The organism is Bacillus paranthracis, assembly GCF_024296885.1.
In the GTDB taxonomy this organism is placed as follows: domain Bacteria; phylum Bacillota; class Bacilli; order Bacillales; family Bacillaceae_G; genus Bacillus_A; species Bacillus_A paranthracis.
Genome location: NZ_CP101135.1, coordinates 174,297 through 195,376, shown reverse-complemented (window position 1 = coordinate 195,376; position 21,080 = coordinate 174,297). Strand labels below are relative to the sequence as shown.

Here is a 21,080-nt window from a genome sequence, read left to right as displayed (position 1 = left end):
CCATTCCCCTTTAACCTGAAATTTTTGGTGTAGATGCTAATAATGTTTTTGTATAAGAATGTTGTGGATTACGGAATACTTCATCCGTATTTCCAAATTCAACAAGTTCTCCTTTATATAAGACAGCCACTTTTTCACATAAATAGTGAACCATTGGCAAATCATGCGCGATAAATAAATATGTATAGCCTTGTTCCTTTTGAATTTTTTGCAACAGATGTACAACTTGAATTTGAAGTGAAACATCTAACGCTGAAATTGGTTCATCAAGAATCAATACTTCTGGCTCACATAATAAAGCTCTTGCAATAGCAATACGTTGACGTTGCCCTCCGCTAAATTCGTGCGGATAGCGATCGATATATCGTCTATCTAATCCCACACGTTCTAGCGCATCACCTGCTACTTTATCCTTTAATCCTTTATCACCTAAACCGAATGAAATATAACCTTCCGTTACGCTATCGCGTACTTTCCAGCGCGGATTTAATGCAGCTGTTGAATCTTGAAAAATAAACTGTACTTTCTGTAAGAAATCACGTTTATGAGCTGCCTTCAGCTTGTGAACGACTTGATTGTTATATTCAATTTCACCAGACGTTGGGCTCTCAATCCCAGCTATGAGCTTACCAAGTGTTGTTTTTCCTGAACCACTTTCTCCAATAATGCCAAGCGTTGTGCCTTTCGGGATCGCAAGCGATATGTCTTTTAACGCTGCGATTTCTTTATTTTTACTTCCATACTTTTTCGTTACTTGCTTTACAGTAATTAAGTCTGTCTTCACGAGGCATTCACCTTCTCTTTTGATTTCGCTCTATCATGCTCTAAAACATGCTGCCAGCAATGTGAACTATGCTCTCCAGAATATGTTGTTCTCTCTGGGAAACGATGAATACATTCTTTTATTGCTACTGGACAACGATTGACAAATGGGCACCCAAAGCTATTTAATGTTTCAATTGATGGTGTTGTTCCCTCAATTGCCCTAAGTACCTTTTCAGAATCATCCATATTCGGAATTGCCTGTAATAAGCTTTTCGTATATGGATGTTTAGGAGAACCTATTACTTCCTGTATTGTTCCTTTTTCAACAACACGTCCTCCATACATGACAACTACTCGGTCAGCTACTTCACGTACAAGTGCCAAGTCATGTGTAATTAATAAAATACTTGTGTTTTGTTTTTCTTTCCGCTCTTTTAATAACCCCATAATTTGTTTCTGAATTGTTACATCTAATGCCGTTGTAGGTTCATCTGCAATAACGAGTTTTGGGTGGCAGGCAAATGCAATTGCTAAACAAATACGTTGTCTCATACCTCCGCTTAATTGATGTGGGTACTGTTCAAAGCGTTTCTCTGCTTCATGTATGCCTAAATCATTTAATAAGTTAATTGCAATTTCTTTTGCCTCTTTTTTCGATTTCTTTTCGTGCTGCAAAATCACCTCTGTAATTTGCCTTCCCACCTTCATCGTCGGATTTAAAGATGAAAGTGGGTCTTGAAAGATAAATGAAATATCTTTCCCACGAATTTGATTCCATTCTGATTCTTGTAAATTCGTTAAGCTTTGAGATTGGAAAGAGATACTTCCATCATCGATGCGAATAGACTCTTGATTTAGCCCGATAATGGATTGTGCTGTAACACTTTTCCCTGAACCACTCTCTCCTACAAGTGCAACAATTTCACCTTCGTTAATAGAAAAGGAAACATGTTTCACAATTTCTTGCTTACTATTCTCTTTTTCAACGGCTAACGTTACGTTTTCTAAAGATAAAAGCTGTCCCATGTTTTTTCTCCTTTCGATTCCGTTTTACGATTTTTGGATCAATTGCATCTTGCAAACCATCACCAATTGCATTAAATGCGAACATAATAAGCGCAATCATCAGTGATGGGAAGAAAAGTTGCCACCATTCCCCACTTAATAATGTCCCAAGCGCATCATTCGTCATTGTCCCCCAGCTTGCCGCCGGTGATTGTACTCCCAGTCCGATGAAGCTTAAAAATGATTCTGAAAAAATAGCCGCTGGAATTGTAAATGATAAATTTACGATAATAATACCTGTTAAGTTCGGAATGATATGTCCATATATAATCTTCATATGAGATGTGCCTAATCGTTCCGCTGCAATAACAAATTCTCTTTGCTTTAAAGATAAGACTTGCGCCCTAACGAGACGTGCCATACCAATCCAACCTGTTAATGCAAGGGCGATAATAATTGTAAAAAGTCCTGGTTTCATAATGATTAGCAATAAAATTACAATTAATAAATATGGGATACCGTATAATATTTCAATCCCTCGTACAATCCACTCATCTATTAACGTTCCAAGGCGATTACGCCCTCTCACATATCCACTAAATCCTCCAATTAGTACACCAAGTCCTATATCAAGAACAGCTGCTACTAATCCAACTACTAACGAAATTTTCCCACCAGCCCAAGTACGCGCCCAAATATCTCTACCTAAATCATCTGTTCCAAACCAATGCTCACTACTAGGAGGTAGATTTGTCGCCTCTTTTACTTGTTCACTCGCAGTAAAAGTGGTTAAACTTTCACCGATAAGAGAAAAAATAATAATGAGTAACAATGTCACCGTTCCTAGAACTGCGATTGGATTCGATACAAACTTACGAAACACTTCTTTTTTTCTGCTAATTGCTTGCTGATCTTTATTTCTCGTTAATTCTTTTTTCTCTTCATTTGTCAATAACTGTTTATTAATTTCATAAGCACCCATTTAAATATCCTCCCTCCTTACGTAATAGAACGAATACGCGGATCAACAATACGATGAATAATGTCTGTAATGAAAATACAAAAAATTAATAATGCACTATAGAAAATCGTTGTCCCCATAATGACTGGATAATCTCGGTTAAAAATACTATCTACAAAATATTTTCCGAGACCAGGAATTGCAAAGATTTTTTCAATAATAAAAGTCCCCGTTAACAACCCAGCCATTAACGGCCCAACAAATGTAAGTACCGGAACAATTGCATTTCGAAGAGCATGTCTTATAATAATTTTCTTAATCGGTATACCTTTCGCTCTCGCTAACTTAATATAATCACTCTGCAGTACTTCGATCATATTAGAGCGAACAAACCTTGTAATCACTGCGATTGGTCCTAACGCTAATGCAAAGGATGGCAATACCGTATGTTCAAATGTACCCCAAGAGGCTACTGGTAAGAGCTCGAATTGAATAGCGAATACTTGTATAAATAGTGGTGCTAAAATAAAACTCGGAATAGAAATACCGAGGATGGCAAGTAAACTTACACCATAATCAATTACTTTCCCATGATAGAGAGCAGCAAATGTACCTGCAGCAATTCCGACTAGCAATGAAATAATAAGTGCTTGTAAACCAATAATTGCTGATGGACCAAAGCCAGTTGTTATGATTTCTGATACACCTTGCCCGGTTGATTGAACAGATTCACCAAAATCAAAATGAACTACGCCGTCTAAATAAGCAACATATTGATTCCATAACGGTTCATCAAGGTGATACTTCGCTCTCATATTTTGCACAACTTCCTCCGGAAAGATCTTTGCATCTGATGAAAATGGATCCCCCGGAATAATATGCATAATTAGAAATGTCACCGTCGTAATAACCCATAGTGTGAACACCATAACCGATAATTTTTTAATTACATACACTCCAATACCCCCTAAACACATATATTTACTTAGTTTTATGAACGTGCTTTTTCCATTACTCCCTTTTCCCTTTTTAGAATACAAAAAGCCTTGATCTTAAAAAATAAGATCAAGGCTTAATAAACAAAGGCCCATCACTTATCTTTCAAGACTTGCTTGCTGGAATTAGCACGGTGTTCCTATTACAGAACCCGCTGCTGAGGTGTCATAGGGCCAGTCCCTCTACCTCTCTGGATAAGTAAATTGCTATTTTATTATTTGGTTCAAATTGTATATTTCGAATTATAATTCTGAAAAAATGAAAAGTCAATCAAATTGGGTATATTTAGAAAAATCAGTTTTTAATAGTGTATTTATCTAAATTACAGTTTTTCGCCTATAATAAAAAAACCGATATGAAAGGAGTTATATGATGGATCCCTTACTTCTAGCAACTATAGGATTACCATTAACAATCGTTATACTTGTTATCATTGGATTTTATAAACTTTTCATTAAAAAGAAAAGCATTACCTCTTTTTACACCCCCTTTGATAATATTACCGGGCAAACTATTTCCGAATTTCACGAAGAACAGAAGGTATTAGTATCCGAGGATGAAGACGGCGATGGTAAGAAGAAAAAATAACCTTGCACAGGCAAGGTTATTTTTTCGTTTCTGCTTGAAAACGTTTATAGTATGTCGATGCTGTTGCAAAATTAATTTCTATATCACGAATCAACGATGAATCTTCTTCTTTAGCTAACTTCTGTAATTTTTTCATTGCTTGTTCCGATTCATTCAAGAAACCGACATATACCTCATGTTCTTGCTCTTTCGACTTCGGAACACGAATTTCTTTTCGTATATGATCAATATCTTCTAACATGCTCGTCGTTACCTTTTGCACATCTTCTTTATATGTAGCAGTCGTTATTTCCTTACCGCCCTTTTCTTTTGCCACTTCAAATAACTGCAGTGCGTTATTAATTTCTTTATTCATTTTCAAATCGTATTTTTCATGTACTGCACGGTATTCTTTCATTTCTTCTGTTTGTTCTGTAGATTGCTCTACCTTTTCTTTCGGTTCTTTCGTATCCTTATTTCCATTACATCCTGCTAGAAGGATCATACTTCCCATTACAGCAATACCCAAAACCTTCTTCATCTCTTCTTCTCCTTTTATCTACAGCTACTACTCATTATAGTTTCTTTTATCTCCACTTGTTATTATACCGAGAACATCCTACTTTTTACACTTAAGACGACATCGTAATATATATACCAACATGTTTGTCACAGTATCGTCACTTTATACAAATAACTTTTGCACTGCTTTACTACAGCACCTTACAAAACTGTAAGCACACATAAAGAACAAACCATGCTAGACTTACATATGCATAACGCAAACATATGTAAGTTTTTAAGGAGAATCATCTATGTACAATACAATGCCTTTTATGGGAGAAGATATTCGTGTACTTATTCGCGAAAAATCACTTCATATCGAAAATACAGAGAGCCTTCGCCGCGTATTAAAAAAGAAGCATGCTCCATTTAAGTTAGCCCAATATTTAAAACAACAACATACAAATCAATTTCATACAGTGCTAAATATATCAGATAAATCATTAACAATCGAAATCATCGGTCATGTCTACATTGGAAACTTCGCAGATATCTTAAAAGAAATCCCACGTATACCGAAAATTGCTCCTATTATCGTTAAAAAAGCGTATAAAATTACCGACCATACCGATATTATCGACTGCGGGGAAAAAGAAGTTGATAGTAATCGCTGGGTGTGGGATAAACTTGCTATTTTATATGATACGATCATGAATAATATGTATGAGGTATTTGAAAGAAATGAAAAAAAGAACTGATTCAAATATTCCCTTTGAATCAGTTCTTTTTTGTTAAGCCTCTAAATTTTGTCTTGCTTGCAGTTCAAACTGCTTTTCACTTCTTCTAGCCATAAATAAATAGCATAGTACCGCACCAATTTCACAAAGAGCTATTACAACACCCATCGGTAATGCGGTATTACTTCCACCAATACCTACTAGCGGTGCAACAAGCGCTCCTGAAATGAACTGTAATAAGCCTAATAAAGCTGATGCTGTTCCTGCAGCTTGTTTTTGATTTCTCATCGCTAATGAGAACCCAGTTGTTGAGACAACCCCAACACTTGATACGACAAGGAATAACGAGCATAAAACACCAATTAACCCTATTCCTAATAAGATTGTTAGTAGTAAAGATAAACCACCAACAGCTGCAATAACAATACCAGAGACAAATAATGTCTTCTCATTCACTTTCCCTGCTAAACGACCCGTAACCTGACTCGCAATAATAATACCGATACCGTTGATTGCAAAGAATAAACTAAATTGCTGTGGTGATGCTCCGTATATGTTCTGCAACACAAATGGTGAGCCCGAAATGTATGCAAACATTGCCGCCGTTACTAATCCTTGTGACAATGCATATCCCATAAACAAACGGTCCTTTAACAGTTTTCCGTACGTCGCTAACGTCCCTGACAAACCGCCTGTTTCTCTTTCTTCAGGAGGTAATGTTTCACGTAATACGAAAGTAGCTGATATTAACATAAATACACTTATTGCTCCGAGAACGATAAAGACACCGCGCCACGTTGTAAACTGTAATAATTGTCCCCCAATAATCGGTGCCAAAATAGGTGCTGCTCCGTTTACTAACATAAGCAGTGAGAAGAATTTCGTCATTTCAGAACCTGAATACATGTCACGTACCATTGCACGTGATATAACAATTCCGGCTGATCCTGAAGCTCCTTGTAGGAAGCGTAATAATACTAAAGTCCAAATAGATGGTGCAACAGCACAAAGTAAAGAAGAAGCAACATAAATAATAAGAGCAATAATAAGAGGTTTGCGTCTTCCGTAAATATCACTAATTGAGCCAACAAATAATTGTCCTACTGAAAGCCCAAGCAAACAAGCTGTTAATGTAAGCTGTGCTAGAGATGCACCTGTTTGCAAGTCATCCGTTAATTTCGGTAACGAAGGCAAATACATATCAATAGATAATGGTCCAATCGCCGTAAGTGTTCCTAATACAAGAATCATCCATAACCTGTTCATCTTTACAGGCTTATATATTTCCTGATTAACTTCATTCACTTTTTTCGTTCACCCTTTCCTATACATACTAAATCGTAACAATTATAGTTACAACATAAACATACGTCAAGTATAGCGCATTTTCCTGTTTAATTTTGTAAAAAAAAGCGATAGAATCTCTATCGCTTTACTTGTTCAAATTACTATTTGTAAATTTAGATACGGAAGACATCGCCTCTCCTGTATCTAAATATGTGATTTGAATTGGATCTCCCACTTCTGTAAACATAGCATATGGGAACTTTTTCGCAGGTATCATAAACACTTTTTGTTCGTTCTCCAACAGTACATAAACAATTGTATTTTCACCTGATTTTTCTTTATATACACGTTGTACAACGCCTTCTTTTTGCGCCTCTTTTCCATTTGAAGTCGGTCTAAATGAATCTCCGCTTCCACTCAGCGCATTTTTATAATTCTCAAGCGCTTCTTTTTGCGTCGAACCTGTTGCAAATATTTTCGCATTAGAAGCATAGATAACCGTATGGGCACGCACTAACCCTCCATCATCAATAACAGGTACAATCCAAGAAGGTTTACCGTACACGTTATAAATAACCGGCATCGTTCCATGCCATTTCTCTCTCTTAAAGGAATTATCCACGACTTCCGAAGCAGCCGAACCATCCATAATTCCCTTTACTTCTTTTCCGTTATAGTAATACAACTTACCTGTACGCGCATCGATAAGTGAATAACCTAGTGCAGAATCTACTCCCTCTTTCGGAGAGGTGAAATCAGTAAAGTAATATAACGTTCCATCCTTACCGAAGATTGGTGTAACTCCTTCTTTCGTTCCCCACTCAGTCGGAATCTTCATGTCCGTTTGCGAGAATTTTGTATTCCAAAATCCGTGAATGTACTTACCGAAATACGTATTTAATGTAGATGCGGTCTCGTGATTTAATACGCCATCAACAAATTTAGGTGCCTTTCCTTTATCGTATCTTTTCACTTCACCTGTTTGTGCGTCTACTACTACAACGCCCTCTACCTCAAATCCAGATCTTCCTGAAATAAATTCACCGTACGTCATTGTATAATACGGTTTCCCTTTATCATCCACTTCAAATTTAGGTTTTCCTTTAAAGATTAAATTTGGTTCTGCTTTCCTTACCACACGCTCTAAATTATTTCCGAAAAACATGCTTGGCACGTATTTCATTTTATAACCAAGGTGCAGCTTTGCTTCTGCATCAGGATTCGTACCTGACATCGTGACGTACCCTGGAATTGTCTCAGCTTTACGTGCTTTAAAAAATCCTGAAACTTCAATCGGTGCTACATATAAAGCCTCGCCATTTACCATTTGTGGCGTTAATTCTCCTAGCTCAAAATAAGCTACTTTCGGAATATCCCCAAATACTTTTTTCATCTTATTCTCCGCTGTCTTTGGCGGCACTGTAAATGGCTGATCATTTTCAGTAAATGGCTCTGAAATATCTTTCTCTACCTTTACAACAGAATCATATTTCTTTTGCGAGATTACTATATCGTGCAAATAACCAAAGTAGCCGTAACTTGCAAGTAAAACAAACATTAGAAGTCCTTTTAACGTGCCTTCTAATTTACCTATTTGATCTTGGGAAAATAAAACAAGCCCAATTAAAATCGCTACTGCAACAGAATAATGAGTAAGAATTGAATCTGCTCGATCATCAATTAGCCAAAAATATTCATAGATTGCAATACCTATCCAAAATAAAACTGGAATAACTAAAATAGATGATTTCTTACCCTTTACAACCTTCTCATCCCCTTTCTTATCCACTGCTCGAAGTTTACTACCGCTTCTTCTTGTCCATGGAATCAAAAACAAAGTGAGAATAGCTAAAATTAAAAATTTCATCAAAGGCAATGTCCCCTTTTCTTTTGTCTTCCCCTTTAGTATAACAAATAAAGGTTATTCAGGTAAAAATGGGAATTGTTATATTTTTTTACTACTTAGTACAACTCCGCTCACTACATATAAGATAGATGCAATATAAAAAATCGTGCCGATCGTAAAGAAATCTACTAAATATCCTGTTGCAATAATTGCTACTGCTCCTCCAATCGATGTCCACACATGATATTTTCCAATCTCATAACCAGCATTTTCTTGTACAACTTTTCGTGCTAACGAAGTCTTCTCCGTATTACGCTGCACAGCCCCTAAAATACCCATTAAAATTTGAAGAATGTATACATGCCATACTTCTGTTGCAATAGGAAAACAAAGCATTAATATTGCCATAGACCAGGCGTATATAATTAGTAACTTTCTATCACCTACTCTATCAGATATTCTTCCAACTAACGGATATACTAGAGCTGAAGTTAAGGCAAATAAGCCATATGCCCAGCCAAACTGTGAGAAGCTATTTCCAACATTCCGAAGCAATAGAATGTAAAAAGGAAATACCATACTTCCTGCCATCATAATGATGCTTTGTGAAGCTACAAATCTTCTATATGTCATTTCGTATACTCCCTATAAAATAAATTCACAAATCTCTCTTTTGGATCCGCTTCTTTTTTCTTCTGAAGAAACTCTTCTATACGAGGATATGCTCTCTTTAACTGCTCTTTCGTTGGATAAGAATAATACGGTAAATAATAACTACCGTTATGCTTTAACGTAACATCAATCATCTTCTGAATAACATCCTCTGTTTTCTTTATCTCATTTTCAGAACGCCCTTGATTAATTAAAAGAACCAGTGCAAACATATCACCTTTCGCATAGGATAAAACTGCATTTTCATTCTTTTCCACGTAACGAATCGTAATATTGAGCAAATTAAACTCTTCTTCATTTAATACGTTACGTAAATCATCTATGTATTCCGTGAAAGCATCTATAGGCACAAAATATTCTTGTAACACCTCTGTCCTATTCGGATTTTCATATTCCATAAAGGCACTATCTGACCTCATAACATTATTTCGCGTCTCATACTTTCCATCTGTACGTTCGAAATAACTTCTTTGTATATCCCAAAACGTATTCTTTCCCCAATCACTATAGCGTGATAATCCAAGTAAAAATTTCGGCGCTGCTATAATAGTTTCTTCTTTTAGTTCACTATACTCTTCCCTCATATTTTGATTTTGTGCCAATGTATAATCTGTCACATACATTTCTCTTAAGAATGAATTTGGAGCAACAGAAATACGAGCTAAGTGCATACGAACATTAGCATCTTTTTTCACTTTTTCTTTGAAATAAGACGTGTATTCTTTATAATCTAGCATTTTCGTATGCGTTTCATATAATTCATCATTTGTTAACTTTAAAGTCACATCTAAAATGACACCAAATAACCCATAACCGCCAATGACGTAAGGAAATAAATCCGCATTCTCTTCTCTACTTACATTACGTACAGTGCCATCTGCCATTAGTAATCGAAATGATTCGACTGTATCAATCAATGCCTCATGACGAATATCACGACCATGTACATTTACACTTAATGAACCACCAACCGTAAAAATATTTTGAGATTGCATCACCTGAACAGCAAGACCATATGGATTTATTTTCTTCTGAATATCATTCCACGTGACACCACTTTGAACTGTAATGCGCTTCTTCTCTGGATCAAATTCTAATATTTTATTATACCCTTTCATATCAAGCATCGTACCATGTGGATAATACGTCTGCCCGCCCTGACTATGTTGCATACCAGCAATAGAAATCTTCTCTCCAGAAACATTCGCATCTTGCACTAATTTTATTAACGATTGCTCATCAGTAGCACTTTCAACACGTTTTATTTTTGTCGGAAGCAATTTACCTACATCACTCATAATAGGATGATCGAGTTGTTTTTTATATGTATGTACAGACGTTGCAAGCAACACTGTATATGCTACAATGACCACCGCTATCTTTCCTTTTTTCAAATGACACTCTCCTCTTCTACATCTTTTCCTCTTTATATTGTACCTATTTTCCTATGAAGAAAGAATACAAAAAAGAGGGACCTTATTTTAGGTCCCTCCTTATCAAAACTGTTACTTTGCTGCTGGCAATTGTATTGGGTCAAACTTTTCATACGACGTATATTTTGCGTTCGTAATAATGTGTGCTTTATCCTTGCCATTACTACTCATAATCATGTCTATCTTTGCTGATTCATATTTAAAATCTTTTGTAATGATATATTCTGCATCCACTTCTTCTATCTTCGCATTTTGTGCTTGTAACATTTTCTTCTGCGTTTCATCCATGCTAGTTAACATACTTTCTGTTTCTTGCCCTTTTAATGTAAATTTCAGTTTATATTTATCTCCGCTTTTCTCCAGCTTCATTTTATCTAAAACTACTTCCGGTACTTCTAATTTATCTATAATATCTTGAGTCGCTTTCATTCCACCAGCGTTTAATTGCTCCTCTGGTACGGTTATAACTTCTCCTGTATTAGGGTTTTTTACCTCACCAGCAACTTTACCATCCACAGTATACACTACAACATCTGTACCGGAAATATTCATTTCAGAACGAGAATTCTTTGTCTTTGGCTCTAATTGCATCTTAGCCTTTAATATATCCATCTCTGTTCCCTCAGCTTTTACCCCTACACCATATGTCATCGTTACATGTTCTTCATTTTTAAAAGCTTCATTCGTTTTCTTGAAAACATCTTTCGCCGTTAATTCCTTTTCTTTTTGAACGGATTCTTTTTTCGGCTCATCCGTCTTTGCTGTTTTCTCATTACTACATCCTACCCCTAGACTGATTGCAAGCACTAAACTTGAAATAAAAATAATTTTTTTCATAATTCCGCCCCCCTTTCCCAAAATAATATCATCTCTTTTCCTATGAAATCTATATAAATTTCAATCTATATTCGCTATATAGCGACATGTTTAATGAAGAGTTTAAATATGATGTAAATAACGACAACTCATTTCAGGAGGTCATTATGAAGGCGATCATTTGCACACAGTATGGACCACCTAACGTTCTTCAGCTTCAAAATATAGAGAAACCTATACCTAAAAAGAACGAAGTATTAGTCAAGATTCACGCAACGAGTGTAACGACTGGAGATTGTAGAATACGTGGGTTTAATAGCCCTCTCTTATTTTGGATTCCTATGCGAATCATATTAGGTTTTAGAAAACCGAGAAAGCCTATACTCGGTGTAGAGTTATCCGGCGAAATCGAAGAAATAGGAACAGATGTAACTCAATTTAAAAAAGGAGATCAAATTTTTGCATTAACAGAGCTTAATGTCGGTGGTTATGCAGAATATACATGTGTACATGAAAGTGGATTAGTAGCATTAAAACCTACCAATGTAACGTATGAGGAAGCAGCAGTTATTCCCTTTGGCGCAACTTCGGCACTACACTTCCTAAGAAAGGCCCGTATAAAAAGGGGGCAACAAGTACTAATATATGGCGCATCTGGATCAGTAGGAACAGCTGCCGTACAACTTGCTAAATATTTCGGCGCAACCGTTACAGCTGTTTGTAGTCATTCAAATTTTGAACTCGTGCAATCTTTAGGGGCCGACAAAGTAATCGATTATACGAAAGAAGATTTTACTAAGCAGGGGGAATACTATGATGTTATATTTGATGCAGTTGGAAAATATAAAAAATCCCTTTGTAAACAAGTATTAACACCTAATGGAATATATGTATCTGTTAATGGAATGATGGCAAAGGTAAGTAAAGAAGATATGTTTCTACTAAAAAAACTAACTGAAACAGAAAATTTAAAGCCTGTTATTGATAGAACTTACCGATTAGAAGAAATTGCTGAAGCTCATATATATGTAGAAAAAGGGCATAAAAAGGGGAACGTTTCGATTACCTTAAAATAAAATATATTCAGAAAATAACATTGACAATTCTTTTTGTAAGATTTACTATTAATACCATATTAAAAAAACTACATACACATACTCTTATCAAGAGTGGCGGAGGGACTGGCCCGATGATGCCCGGCAACCGAGCTTATAACGTATAAGCTAAGGTGCTAATTCCTGCAAAACGAGTTCTCGTTTTGGAAGATAAGAGAGGAATCTATTTTGTCTATTCGGCACCTCTCTTATTTTTGAGAGGTGCTTTTTATTTTGGAACGTATATTTAAGGGGGAATTATAGATGAAGAAAGTATTATTAAGCATTGTAAGTGGGGCTGTATTATTATTAAGCGCATGTAGCGGGAGTTCAGATAAAGAAGTAAAAGCGTTAGATGAGAAAAAGATTACTGTCGGTGTAACAGGAGGGCCACATGAACAAATTTTTGAAAAGGTAAAAGAAGTAGCAGCGAAAGACGGTCTCGAAATTGATATAAAAGTATTTAATGATTATGTAGCACCGAACGTATCCCTCGATGAAAAAAGCCTTGATGTAAATAGCTATCAAACAAAATCATATTTAGACGTATTTAAAGCTGAACGTAATATGAAATTAACTGAAGTATTTTCAACAGTAACATTCCCTATGGGCGTATATTCAAAAAGCTTAAAGGATGTAAAAGAATTAAAAGAGGGCGATGCAATTGCTGTACCAAATGATCCAACGAATGAACTTCGAGCTTTAAAACTATTTGAAAAAGCAGGGGTTTTAAAAGTGGATCCAAAAGCGACAGAAAAAGCGACTGCAAAAGATGTAATTGAAAATCCAAAAAATTTAAAGATCGTTGAATTAGAGGCATCTCAATTACCAACACAACTAAGTGAAGTGAAAGCAGCTGCCATTAATACAAACTTTGCATTAGGTGCAAAATTAAGCCCTGCGAAAGATTCTATCTTCCGCGAAGGAAAAGATTCACCATATGTAAACTGGGTCGTTGTTCGTACTGAAAATAAAGATGATGCTGTTGTAAATAAATTAAAGAAAGCTTATCAATCTAAAGAAGTAAAAGAATTTATCGATAAAAAATTTGATGGTTCTGTTTTACCGTCTTGGTAGGAGCTGACAATAATGATTGAATTAAAAAATGTATCCAAAGTATTTACAACAAAAAAGGGGAATGTGGAAGCTCTTAAGTCTACTTCCCTCCAAGTAAAAAAGGGCGAAGTATTTGGAATCATTGGATATAGCGGCGCTGGCAAAAGTACATTAATTCGCTGTGTAAATTTATTAGAAAAACCAACAACAGGAAATATTATTGTAAACGAGCAAGATTTAACAACACTGTCTACAAAAGAACTAGCAAAAGCGAGACAAAAAATCGGGATGATTTTTCAAGGGTTCAATTTACTTAAAACCGTTACCGTCTATGAAAATATCGCACTACCTTTACGCCTTGCTGGCATTCCAAAAGTAGAAATTGAAAAAAGGGTAGAAAAGTATTTACGTATTGTCGATCTCTTTAATCGAAAAGACGCCTATCCAAGTGAACTTTCTGGTGGCCAGAAACAACGTGTAGCCATCGCGCGTGCACTATCACATGAACCGGAAGTGTTATTAAGTGATGAAGCAACGAGCGCTTTAGATCCAGAAACAACTGATTCTATTCTTGACCTATTATTAAAGATTAATGAGGAAATCGGGATTACAATTTTATTAATTACACATGAAATGAATGTCATCCAGCGTATATGCGACCGAGTTGCTGTTATGGAACATGGAGCAGTAGTTGAAAGCGGAACTGTGAAAGATATTTTTACAAACCCACAACATGTAACAACGAAGAAATTTGTAAATAGCGCATTTGCAGCGAAAATTCCAGAAGAGGTACAAAAAGAACTTCAAACTACTGGTGAAATTGTAACTCTTTCTTTTATAGGAAATTCTTCAGGAGAACCAGCATTAGCTGTCGCTACAAAACGATTCCAAGTATATCCGAATATTTTATCCGGTAATATTACTCAATTAAAACATGAAGCATACGGGAAACTTATCATCCATATGCAAGGGGAACAAAATGAAATCAACCGTGCTTTATCATTTTTACAAGAACAGGGAATCATCGTAGAAGGAGGTAGAACAGACCATGGAAAACAAGTCCTTTTTGGATGAATGGGGTAAAGTTATATGGGAGGCGACCATACAAACTTTTCAAATGACATCTATTTCATTACTCATCTCGATCCTTATTGCACTGCCACTTGGTGTCACACTTGTTTTAACGAGACCTGGTGGACAGCGAGAAAACAAAATCATTTATCCAATTCTTAATACAATTATTAATATCATTCGCTCTCTTCCATTTATCATCCTATTATTCTTCATTCTACCTTTTACAAAATTTCTAATGGGAACATCCATTGGTGTACAAGGTGTTATCGTACCGCTTGTCGTCTTCACTGCTCCCTATATCGCAAGATTGATGGAGACCGCATTATTAGAAGTCGATCGTGGTGTGATTGAAGCTTACCAAGCGATGGGCGTTTCTACTATAAAAATTATTTGGCACGTCATGGTGAAAGAAGCTCGTCCCTCCCTTGTACTTGGATTAACAATTGCAACGATTGGCTTAATCGGCGCAACAGCAATGGCTGGTCTTGTAGGCGCTGGTGGGCTAGGGGATTTAGCATATCGATTCGGACATTTACGCTATGAACCTGAAGTAATGTATGCAACTGTCTTTATTTTAATTATCCTCGTTCAAGGATTACAGTCTTTAGGGAATGGTATTGCGCGAAGATTGAAGAAAGATTAAAAAAGAAGGTATCTCACCAGGGTGAGATACCTTCTTTTTACCTTTTGAATCCACCTTCTGAATGAATAACTTGTCCAGTAATCCATTCCGCTTCTTCACTTACTAAAAACTTAATAAGTCTTGCTGCATCCTTTGGTTCACCAATTCTACCAAATGGAAACATCGGTTTTAATCCTCGCTTTATCTCTTCAGTCATCCAGCCTGTATCAGTTGGACCTGGGTTAATTGCATTCACTGTTATTCCTAAATGAGCTACCTCGGCTGACAACGAACTAGTAAGAGCATCAATAGCCCCCTTCGTTGTTGCATACGCTAGTTCTCCAACCATAGGCCCTTGAAATTGTCCCGAAGTCATATTCACAATTCTACCACCAGATTTCTTATCAAACCCTCGGGCAAATTGACTACTTAATAATGTAGTCGCACGAATATTGACCATGTAGTGCTTATCTAATTCTTCAGCAGTCAAATTAGAGAAATCATTATTCGTAGAATACGCTGCATTATTAATTAATATATGAGGGTAGCCTAGTTGTTCAGTAACTTTATTTATAAGCTCTTTCGGTGCATCATTCTGAGTTAAATCTAACTCCATACTCGATACTTTCACACCGTTTTTTAGTAACTCTTCTTGTAATTGTATTTGTTCACTTTGATCAACGCCCCAAGGCATCTCTTTATCATACTCTGTCCAATACGTAAAAAATATATCGTATCCTGCTTCAGCTAATTCTTTACAAATTGCTGCGCCTATACCATCTAAACGACTTACACCTGTAACAACTGCTACTTTATGTTTTAATTGATTCATCATATACTCCTCCAATTTTAAAGGACGCATATTTTATATAAGAGATATGAATTTCCCCACATAGGTATCTATCCTTACAAAGGGGATACACAAGCCAAATATGCAGTCCTTGCATGATTTACAGATAGCTAAATACCCCCCCACTTATGAGAGAAAAATTCATCTATCTAATTTCGAATCATTACAAGTTCATCCACATATTGAGTCCTTGTCTCCTTTCCATATATCTCTATTTTTATCATACCAATATGATGTAATATTTTAAATGATAAAAAAATAAAAACCAATATTCCATTCCAAACTTCCATCAAATTTATTATATTACAATATTTTAATAATGAGAATAATCAGGAAAAATACTGGTAAATATTTACTAACTTTCTTATAATAAAATGTGGGGCTAATGTGAGAGTTTAGTTTTAAACAAATAGGGGGAAGAAACATGTCCAAAAAATTACTTTCTTTATTTTCTGCAGTAATCGTAGCAGCTTTTGTAATAACCGGCTGTGGTCAAAGCGATACGACAAATAAAGAACAAAAAGAAAATGCAACAAAAGAAAGCAAAACGGAAAAAACGGATACGACGAAAGAAAATAAACCTGAAGATAAAAAATCCGAAAACAAGAAAACTGAAGATAAAAAGACGGAAAATACCGCTACTAGCTCCAGCGATTATTCTAAACTTATTTCCTACATGGAAAAAGAAACAGGTGGTAAAACAAAAGTTCTTTTTGAAAATAAGGAACCACAAGTTTATAAAGCTGAAGATGTTTCAGTATCGATGAACAGCTATACATTAGTTGAATTAAATGGATTCCATACGGACTTTAACATTCCATTTAACCGTCAAACAGAGGGCGGAGTTATTCTTGTGAACTATAGCGTAAAAAATAGTTCAGCTAAAGATATTTATTATATGCCAGCATTGGACATGTCATTTACTGGTGCGCAGAAAGTATATAGTAACTATAAAGACTTAATTCCAAAAGAAGATCAGCTACCAACTAAGCTTGCTCCAACGAATGATTACTTAGTAAAAGCAGGAGAAACTATTTCTGGTTATATCGCGTATCCATTCGGAAAAGATGATCTAGAAAAAATTTCAAGTCTCTCAACAGTCTCAGTCTCAGTCCCAACTGCACAAGCTAATAAAGGAAAATTCGATGCTCCAATTGGAAGCCCTGGAAGCTTTTCATTAAGTTTAAACAAACAAGGTGCTGAAAAGGTTGCAACAGATAAAGCTTTCTACCAAGATAAAGCTACAGCTAATAACATGGGCGATAAAAAAATGTTAAAAGAGAAATCAAGTATTAATAACAGCCAAGAATTAGGTGCTGTTCATGTTACATTAGACGGATACCAATTTACTCAATTCACACCAAATTCCGTCGAAGCACCACGCTTTGCAAATTTCAAAAATGGTATTGTTCTATTAACAGTGAAATTCAAGCTTGATAACAAAGATACTCAAGACGTTTCATTATCTCCTATAAGCTCTACATTACGAGTGAATGATGGTACACAATATACAATTAATGAAGGTATGCTACTAAATTACGACTATAACGCTGCAGTCAAAACGGGAACATCTGGAGAGTTACTGCAAGTATTTATTTTAGATCAAGAGCAGTATGAGAAGATTTGGAAAGACAAAAGCTTTGAGATTGAGTTAGGACCTATGAGAAATAAAGAAGCTAAAGATATTTCACAAGGTAAAAAAGCTAAGTTTACATTACCTAAATAAATTACTAAATATATAATAGAAAAGGCATATAACATATGATTGTTATATGCCTTTTCTATTTGTATCAAGAACAAAACTTTCATTTAAGTGTATACATTTATGATTACCTATCCGTTGTATAAGTATAGGGAGGAAAAATGATGGAAAAAGAAAATATATTGACCTCCTATCTTATCAATTTAGGGGAGGAAGTGTTCAAACTATTACTAGCGAAAGGGGCTATAAAAGAAGACGCAGAAGACATCATTCAAAATACTTTCTATAAAGTATATACGTTGCTAGATGACCTAACAGAGAATAACATACGTCCATGGTTTTTTAGGGTTGCATTAAACGAATACATTGACTTGAAGAGAAAAAAAGAGCAGCAAAACATCTATTTAACTGAAGAGATTTATTCAAAACTACAATATACAGACCGAGAATTAGATGCTGTTTTAAATAAAGATGAGATTTTCTATCTATTAAAAGATATAAAACTAGAATATAAAGAAGCCTTCTTTTTAAAATATTATTATGATTTTTCATATGAAGAAATTGCCCTAATACTAGATATTCAAGTGAACAGTGTTAAACAAAAATTACATCGTGCACGTAAAACAATTCATTCTACAGTAGGAGGAAAAACTTAATGGATACTTCTTTAAAAGATGCATTAAAAAAAGCTAAAAGGAAACAGTTACTTAAAATCATTATTACTTCTATTATCGTTGTAATCATGCTGATTCCTATAATGTACAAGGTTGGCAATTACTTCGCAGCGAAAAGTTCTACGAAGCTGCACGAACATCTCTTTTTACATAACGCAATTGCAGAACCGAATGTGCAAATTGATTCTCAAGTAACGAGTAATTCTTCTATGTTTGGCGGCAATATCGTATCTAATCGCTCTAAAAACATTAACGGTTACGTAGTACGATGGAATACACTGACAAGCTCTTACGATTGGTTTCGCTCTAATATCGATTACAACGAGTTAATACCAGGATCTTATTGGTCTAGCTCTAGTAAAGAGGCTTATAATTATGATAAACAAACGAAAAATAAAGTTGCTACATTTTATAATCCGGCTATCAAAGAATATCATAATGGAGTCAAAAATGAATTAAGTGCCGTTTCAACAATGAAAAACTATGTAGCGGAAGTCGCTATCTCTTTCAATCAACCTTATACATTAAAAGAAATTCAAACAAAAATACCAGACAACTTAAATATCGTATGGCTATATATGGTCTCACCTATTAAAGACGAAAGCAAAGGTCCTGCCGGTATGCAAGTTTACGGATTTGATCCAGAAAAAGAGCCTGAAGAAGCGTACAAAAGGTTCTTTGACTCCCTTAAACAATACGATGACGATGGATATGACGAAGATATCCAGAAATTTTTAAAAGCAAACAAGGACAAACCATTTGATCAAGTGAAAATCTTAGGGGTTATGCTAACTGGGAAAACGGAAAACTTTAAGGTATTAGAAAACCAAGACTTTGTTCGCGGTGCTTCTGTAGGGGTTACTGCACAAGTTGTTCCTTATATAAAACCGGAGAAATAATAAGGAACGCCCAGATGAACTTAAAGAATACACATAAAACTGTTTACTACGGGAGCTATCCGCTACAATAGATAGCTCCCATCTCTCATTTATTGCTTAATTTTCAAAAATAAACTTCATAATATTTTAGGTGCATTTTTATAAATAAAAAATCATATATTTGTTCACATTATATCCATTGTGAATTTTTTCACAATGGATATATAATAAACTTGTAAATACAATATTGGAGGGATTTCAATGGTTATCAATTTTTTAAGAACTGATAAACGTGCTGCTTTCATATTATTATTTTTACGACTTTACATAGGATATACATGGCTCGCTGCTGGAATCGGCAAAGTCTTTGGACAATCTTTTGACGCAAGTGGTTTTCTAAAGGGCGCTATTGCTCAAGCATTAGGTGACCACCCTGCCGTACAAAGTTGGTGGGCAGATTTCCTTCAACACTTTGTTCTTCCAAATGCAGACCTATTTAGCTTTTTAGTTCAATGGGGAGAAATTTTAGTAGGTCTAGGTTTAATTTTAGGCGGATTAACAAAAACAGCTGCATTTTTCGGAATCATAATGAATCTTTCATTTTTATTAAGCGGAACTGTTAGTGTAAATCCAAACCTGCTTATTTTAACTATGTTCATTTTAGTTGCAGGACAGAACGCCGGACGTATTGGATTAGATGGCTATGTTTTCCCAAAACTTTTCCGTAAAAACAGCCATGGAACATATAAATTAAGCAAAACTGCGTAGTAACGGTTTACTCTTAAAATATAAATAAGAAAAAGAGCCTGCGTATAGGCTCTTTTTTATTTACTCCAAATTTAAACTCTTAACGAGCCACGAAAACCTCTGGCAGCATAATAAGAGTCTGCTCCATTGTGGTACACGAAAACATGTCCGAAGCGATAATCGCAAAATAGCGCACCACCGAGTTCTCTAATATCTGAAGGTGTTTGTACCCAGCTTGATGATTTCATATCAAAATCTCCAAGTTGTTGTAACTCTCGATATTGTTCTTCAGTTAATAGTTCAATACCCATAGCGGCTGCCACATCAATAGCGTTATTTTCTGGTTTATGCTTCTTTCTTGATTCTAACGCTTCAAGATCATAACAAAGGCTTCTACGACCTTTAGGACTCTCCTTTGAACAATCATAGAAAGTATACTCGTCCTTCTCTTTGTCATATCCAACAACATCCGGCTCACCGCCTGTTACTTCCATTTCATTAAGTGACCATAATTTTTCAGCATTAGCTTCTATCTTCGCTTCAACTTTAGCCCATTCAAGACCTTCATGGCGGTTCATGTTTTTCTCAAAACGAGCTTGTAATACTTTTATTAGTTCTTCACGTTGTTCTACAGATAACTCATTTTTATTCGCTGTCATATTCGTCCTCCGAATTACGTTTCTTTATACTCACTTAAATCTCTTCAGTAATAGTTTAGTTTACAACAAATTATATAATTTGTTGAATCTCTTTTTCAACAATCTGACCCGATTACCCAACGGAAAATCCCTGCG

At 35.5% G+C, this 21,080-nt stretch carries 22 protein-coding genes and 2 riboswitches; of the genes, 10 read left to right on the top strand and 12 right to left on the bottom strand.

What is annotated here, in order from left to right:
- Positions 1 to 10 precede the first annotated feature (10 nt).
- From NLJ82_RS01110 to NLJ82_RS01095, 4 genes are read right to left on the bottom strand one after another with little or no spacing between them, the layout of a single operon-like run.
- Positions 11 to 784, bottom strand: a complete 774-nt coding sequence (locus NLJ82_RS01110) for an ABC transporter ATP-binding protein (protein ID WP_000845350.1) — start codon at positions 782 to 784, stop codon at positions 11 to 13.
- Positions 781 to 1,791 (bottom strand): ABC transporter ATP-binding protein, encoded by a 1,011-nt coding sequence (locus tag NLJ82_RS01105; RefSeq protein ID WP_000531261.1) that lies wholly within the window; start codon positions 1,789 to 1,791, stop codon positions 781 to 783. The genes NLJ82_RS01110 and NLJ82_RS01105 overlap by 4 nt, the downstream gene beginning before the upstream one ends.
- A complete protein-coding gene (locus NLJ82_RS01100; RefSeq protein ID WP_000501549.1) occupies positions 1,748 to 2,752 on the bottom strand; it encodes an ABC transporter permease in 1,005 nt (334 codons plus the stop codon). The genes NLJ82_RS01105 and NLJ82_RS01100 overlap by 44 nt, the downstream gene beginning before the upstream one ends.
- 17 nt (positions 2,753 to 2,769) lie before the next feature.
- Positions 2,770 to 3,687, bottom strand: a complete 918-nt coding sequence (locus NLJ82_RS01095) for an ABC transporter permease (protein WP_000289332.1) — start codon at positions 3,685 to 3,687, stop codon at positions 2,770 to 2,772.
- A 135-nt stretch (positions 3,688 to 3,822) separates the two neighbouring features.
- A riboswitch (SAM riboswitch) is annotated at positions 3,823 to 3,928 on the bottom strand.
- A gap of 171 nt (positions 3,929 to 4,099) precedes the next feature.
- Between NLJ82_RS01095 and NLJ82_RS01090 the strand changes: the two genes are divergently transcribed.
- Positions 4,100 to 4,315 carry a DUF3951 domain-containing protein gene (locus tag NLJ82_RS01090; protein ID WP_000371390.1) on the top strand — a complete coding sequence of 72 codons (216 nt, stop codon included), beginning with the start codon at positions 4,100 to 4,102 and terminating at the stop codon, positions 4,313 to 4,315.
- 16 nt (positions 4,316 to 4,331) lie between these two features.
- Here the strand turns inward: NLJ82_RS01090 and NLJ82_RS01085 are convergent, their stop codons facing one another.
- Entirely contained in the window at positions 4,332 to 4,835 is a 504-nt protein-coding gene (locus NLJ82_RS01085) for a hypothetical protein (RefSeq protein WP_000756528.1), read from the bottom strand.
- Between the two features lie 274 nt (positions 4,836 to 5,109).
- On the opposite strand from NLJ82_RS01085, the gene NLJ82_RS01080 reads away from it, so the two are divergent.
- Positions 5,110 to 5,556 (top strand): hypothetical protein, encoded by a 447-nt coding sequence (locus NLJ82_RS01080; protein ID WP_000282866.1) that lies wholly within the window; start codon positions 5,110 to 5,112, stop codon positions 5,554 to 5,556.
- Positions 5,557 to 5,589: 33 nt separating this feature from the next.
- On the opposite strand, the gene NLJ82_RS01075 is transcribed toward NLJ82_RS01080, so the two are convergent.
- From NLJ82_RS01075 to NLJ82_RS01055, 5 genes are all read right to left on the bottom strand, one after another.
- Positions 5,590 to 6,801: a multidrug effflux MFS transporter gene (locus tag NLJ82_RS01075; protein ID WP_116777230.1), complete on the bottom strand. Its 1,212-nt coding sequence runs from the start codon at positions 6,799 to 6,801 to the stop codon at positions 5,590 to 5,592.
- Positions 6,802 to 6,967: 166 nt separating this feature from the next.
- Positions 6,968 to 8,689 (bottom strand): DUF3981 domain-containing protein, encoded by a 1,722-nt coding sequence (locus NLJ82_RS01070; protein ID WP_000670259.1) that lies wholly within the window; start codon positions 8,687 to 8,689, stop codon positions 6,968 to 6,970.
- 78 nt (positions 8,690 to 8,767) lie between these two features.
- Positions 8,768 to 9,301 carry an MFS transporter gene (locus NLJ82_RS01065; protein WP_000222369.1) on the bottom strand — a complete coding sequence of 178 codons (534 nt, stop codon included), beginning with the start codon at positions 9,299 to 9,301 and terminating at the stop codon, positions 8,768 to 8,770.
- The gene (locus tag NLJ82_RS01060; protein ID WP_000715449.1) at positions 9,298 to 10,734 is read right to left on the bottom strand and encodes an FAD-binding oxidoreductase; all 1,437 of its coding nucleotides are present in this window, start codon (positions 10,732 to 10,734) and stop codon (positions 9,298 to 9,300) included. The genes NLJ82_RS01065 and NLJ82_RS01060 overlap by 4 nt, the downstream gene beginning before the upstream one ends.
- A 111-nt stretch (positions 10,735 to 10,845) precedes the next feature.
- A complete protein-coding gene (locus NLJ82_RS01055) occupies positions 10,846 to 11,610 on the bottom strand; it encodes a DUF6612 family protein (protein ID WP_000720045.1) in 765 nt (254 codons plus the stop codon).
- Positions 11,611 to 11,756: 146 nt separating this feature from the next.
- On the opposite strand from NLJ82_RS01055, the gene NLJ82_RS01050 reads away from it, so the two are divergent.
- The 4 genes from NLJ82_RS01050 (at position 11,757) to NLJ82_RS01035 (ending at position 15,456) form a co-directional block, all read left to right on the top strand.
- Positions 11,757 to 12,665 (top strand): NAD(P)-dependent alcohol dehydrogenase, encoded by a 909-nt coding sequence (locus NLJ82_RS01050; protein ID WP_000643888.1) that lies wholly within the window; start codon positions 11,757 to 11,759, stop codon positions 12,663 to 12,665.
- Between the two features lie 81 nt (positions 12,666 to 12,746).
- Positions 12,747 to 12,861, top strand: a riboswitch (SAM riboswitch).
- An 86-nt stretch (positions 12,862 to 12,947) separates the two neighbouring features.
- Positions 12,948 to 13,760, top strand: a complete 813-nt coding sequence (locus tag NLJ82_RS01045) for a MetQ/NlpA family ABC transporter substrate-binding protein (RefSeq protein ID WP_000757003.1) — start codon at positions 12,948 to 12,950, stop codon at positions 13,758 to 13,760.
- Between the two features lie 12 nt (positions 13,761 to 13,772).
- Positions 13,773 to 14,813 carry a methionine ABC transporter ATP-binding protein gene (locus NLJ82_RS01040; RefSeq protein ID WP_000571351.1) on the top strand — a complete coding sequence of 347 codons (1,041 nt, stop codon included), beginning with the start codon at positions 13,773 to 13,775 and terminating at the stop codon, positions 14,811 to 14,813.
- On the top strand, positions 14,788 to 15,456 hold the full coding sequence (locus NLJ82_RS01035) for a methionine ABC transporter permease (RefSeq protein ID WP_000428874.1): 669 nt from the start codon (positions 14,788 to 14,790) through the stop codon (positions 15,454 to 15,456). Before NLJ82_RS01040 ends, NLJ82_RS01035 begins: the two co-directional genes overlap by 26 nt.
- A gap of 37 nt (positions 15,457 to 15,493) precedes the next feature.
- Here NLJ82_RS01035 and NLJ82_RS01030 read toward each other — a convergent pair whose 3' ends face one another.
- Positions 15,494 to 16,270 (bottom strand): SDR family oxidoreductase, encoded by a 777-nt coding sequence (locus NLJ82_RS01030; RefSeq protein ID WP_002170348.1) that lies wholly within the window; start codon positions 16,268 to 16,270, stop codon positions 15,494 to 15,496.
- Positions 16,271 to 16,709: 439 nt separating this feature from the next.
- On the opposite strand from NLJ82_RS01030, the gene NLJ82_RS01025 reads away from it, so the two are divergent.
- From NLJ82_RS01025 to NLJ82_RS01010, 4 genes are all read left to right on the top strand, one after another.
- Complete coding sequence (locus NLJ82_RS01025; protein WP_000038598.1) at positions 16,710 to 18,011, top strand: DUF5068 domain-containing protein; 1,302 nt, start codon at positions 16,710 to 16,712, stop codon at positions 18,009 to 18,011.
- 140 nt (positions 18,012 to 18,151) lie between these two features.
- Positions 18,152 to 18,643: an RNA polymerase sigma factor gene (locus NLJ82_RS01020; protein ID WP_000410111.1), complete on the top strand. Its 492-nt coding sequence runs from the start codon at positions 18,152 to 18,154 to the stop codon at positions 18,641 to 18,643.
- The gene (locus NLJ82_RS01015) at positions 18,643 to 19,560 is read left to right on the top strand and encodes a sigma factor regulator N-terminal domain-containing protein (protein ID WP_000381488.1); all 918 of its coding nucleotides are present in this window, start codon (positions 18,643 to 18,645) and stop codon (positions 19,558 to 19,560) included. Before NLJ82_RS01020 ends, NLJ82_RS01015 begins: the two co-directional genes overlap by 1 nt.
- Before the next feature lie 240 nt (positions 19,561 to 19,800).
- Positions 19,801 to 20,307, top strand: coding sequence for a DoxX family membrane protein (locus NLJ82_RS01010; protein ID WP_000236339.1), 507 nt, complete (start codon positions 19,801 to 19,803; stop codon positions 20,305 to 20,307).
- A 71-nt stretch (positions 20,308 to 20,378) separates the two neighbouring features.
- Here the strand turns inward: NLJ82_RS01010 and NLJ82_RS01005 are convergent, their stop codons facing one another.
- Positions 20,379 to 20,945, bottom strand: a complete 567-nt coding sequence (locus NLJ82_RS01005) for a DUF4256 domain-containing protein (RefSeq protein WP_000126341.1) — start codon at positions 20,943 to 20,945, stop codon at positions 20,379 to 20,381.
- Positions 20,946 to 21,080: the final 135 nt, after the last annotated feature.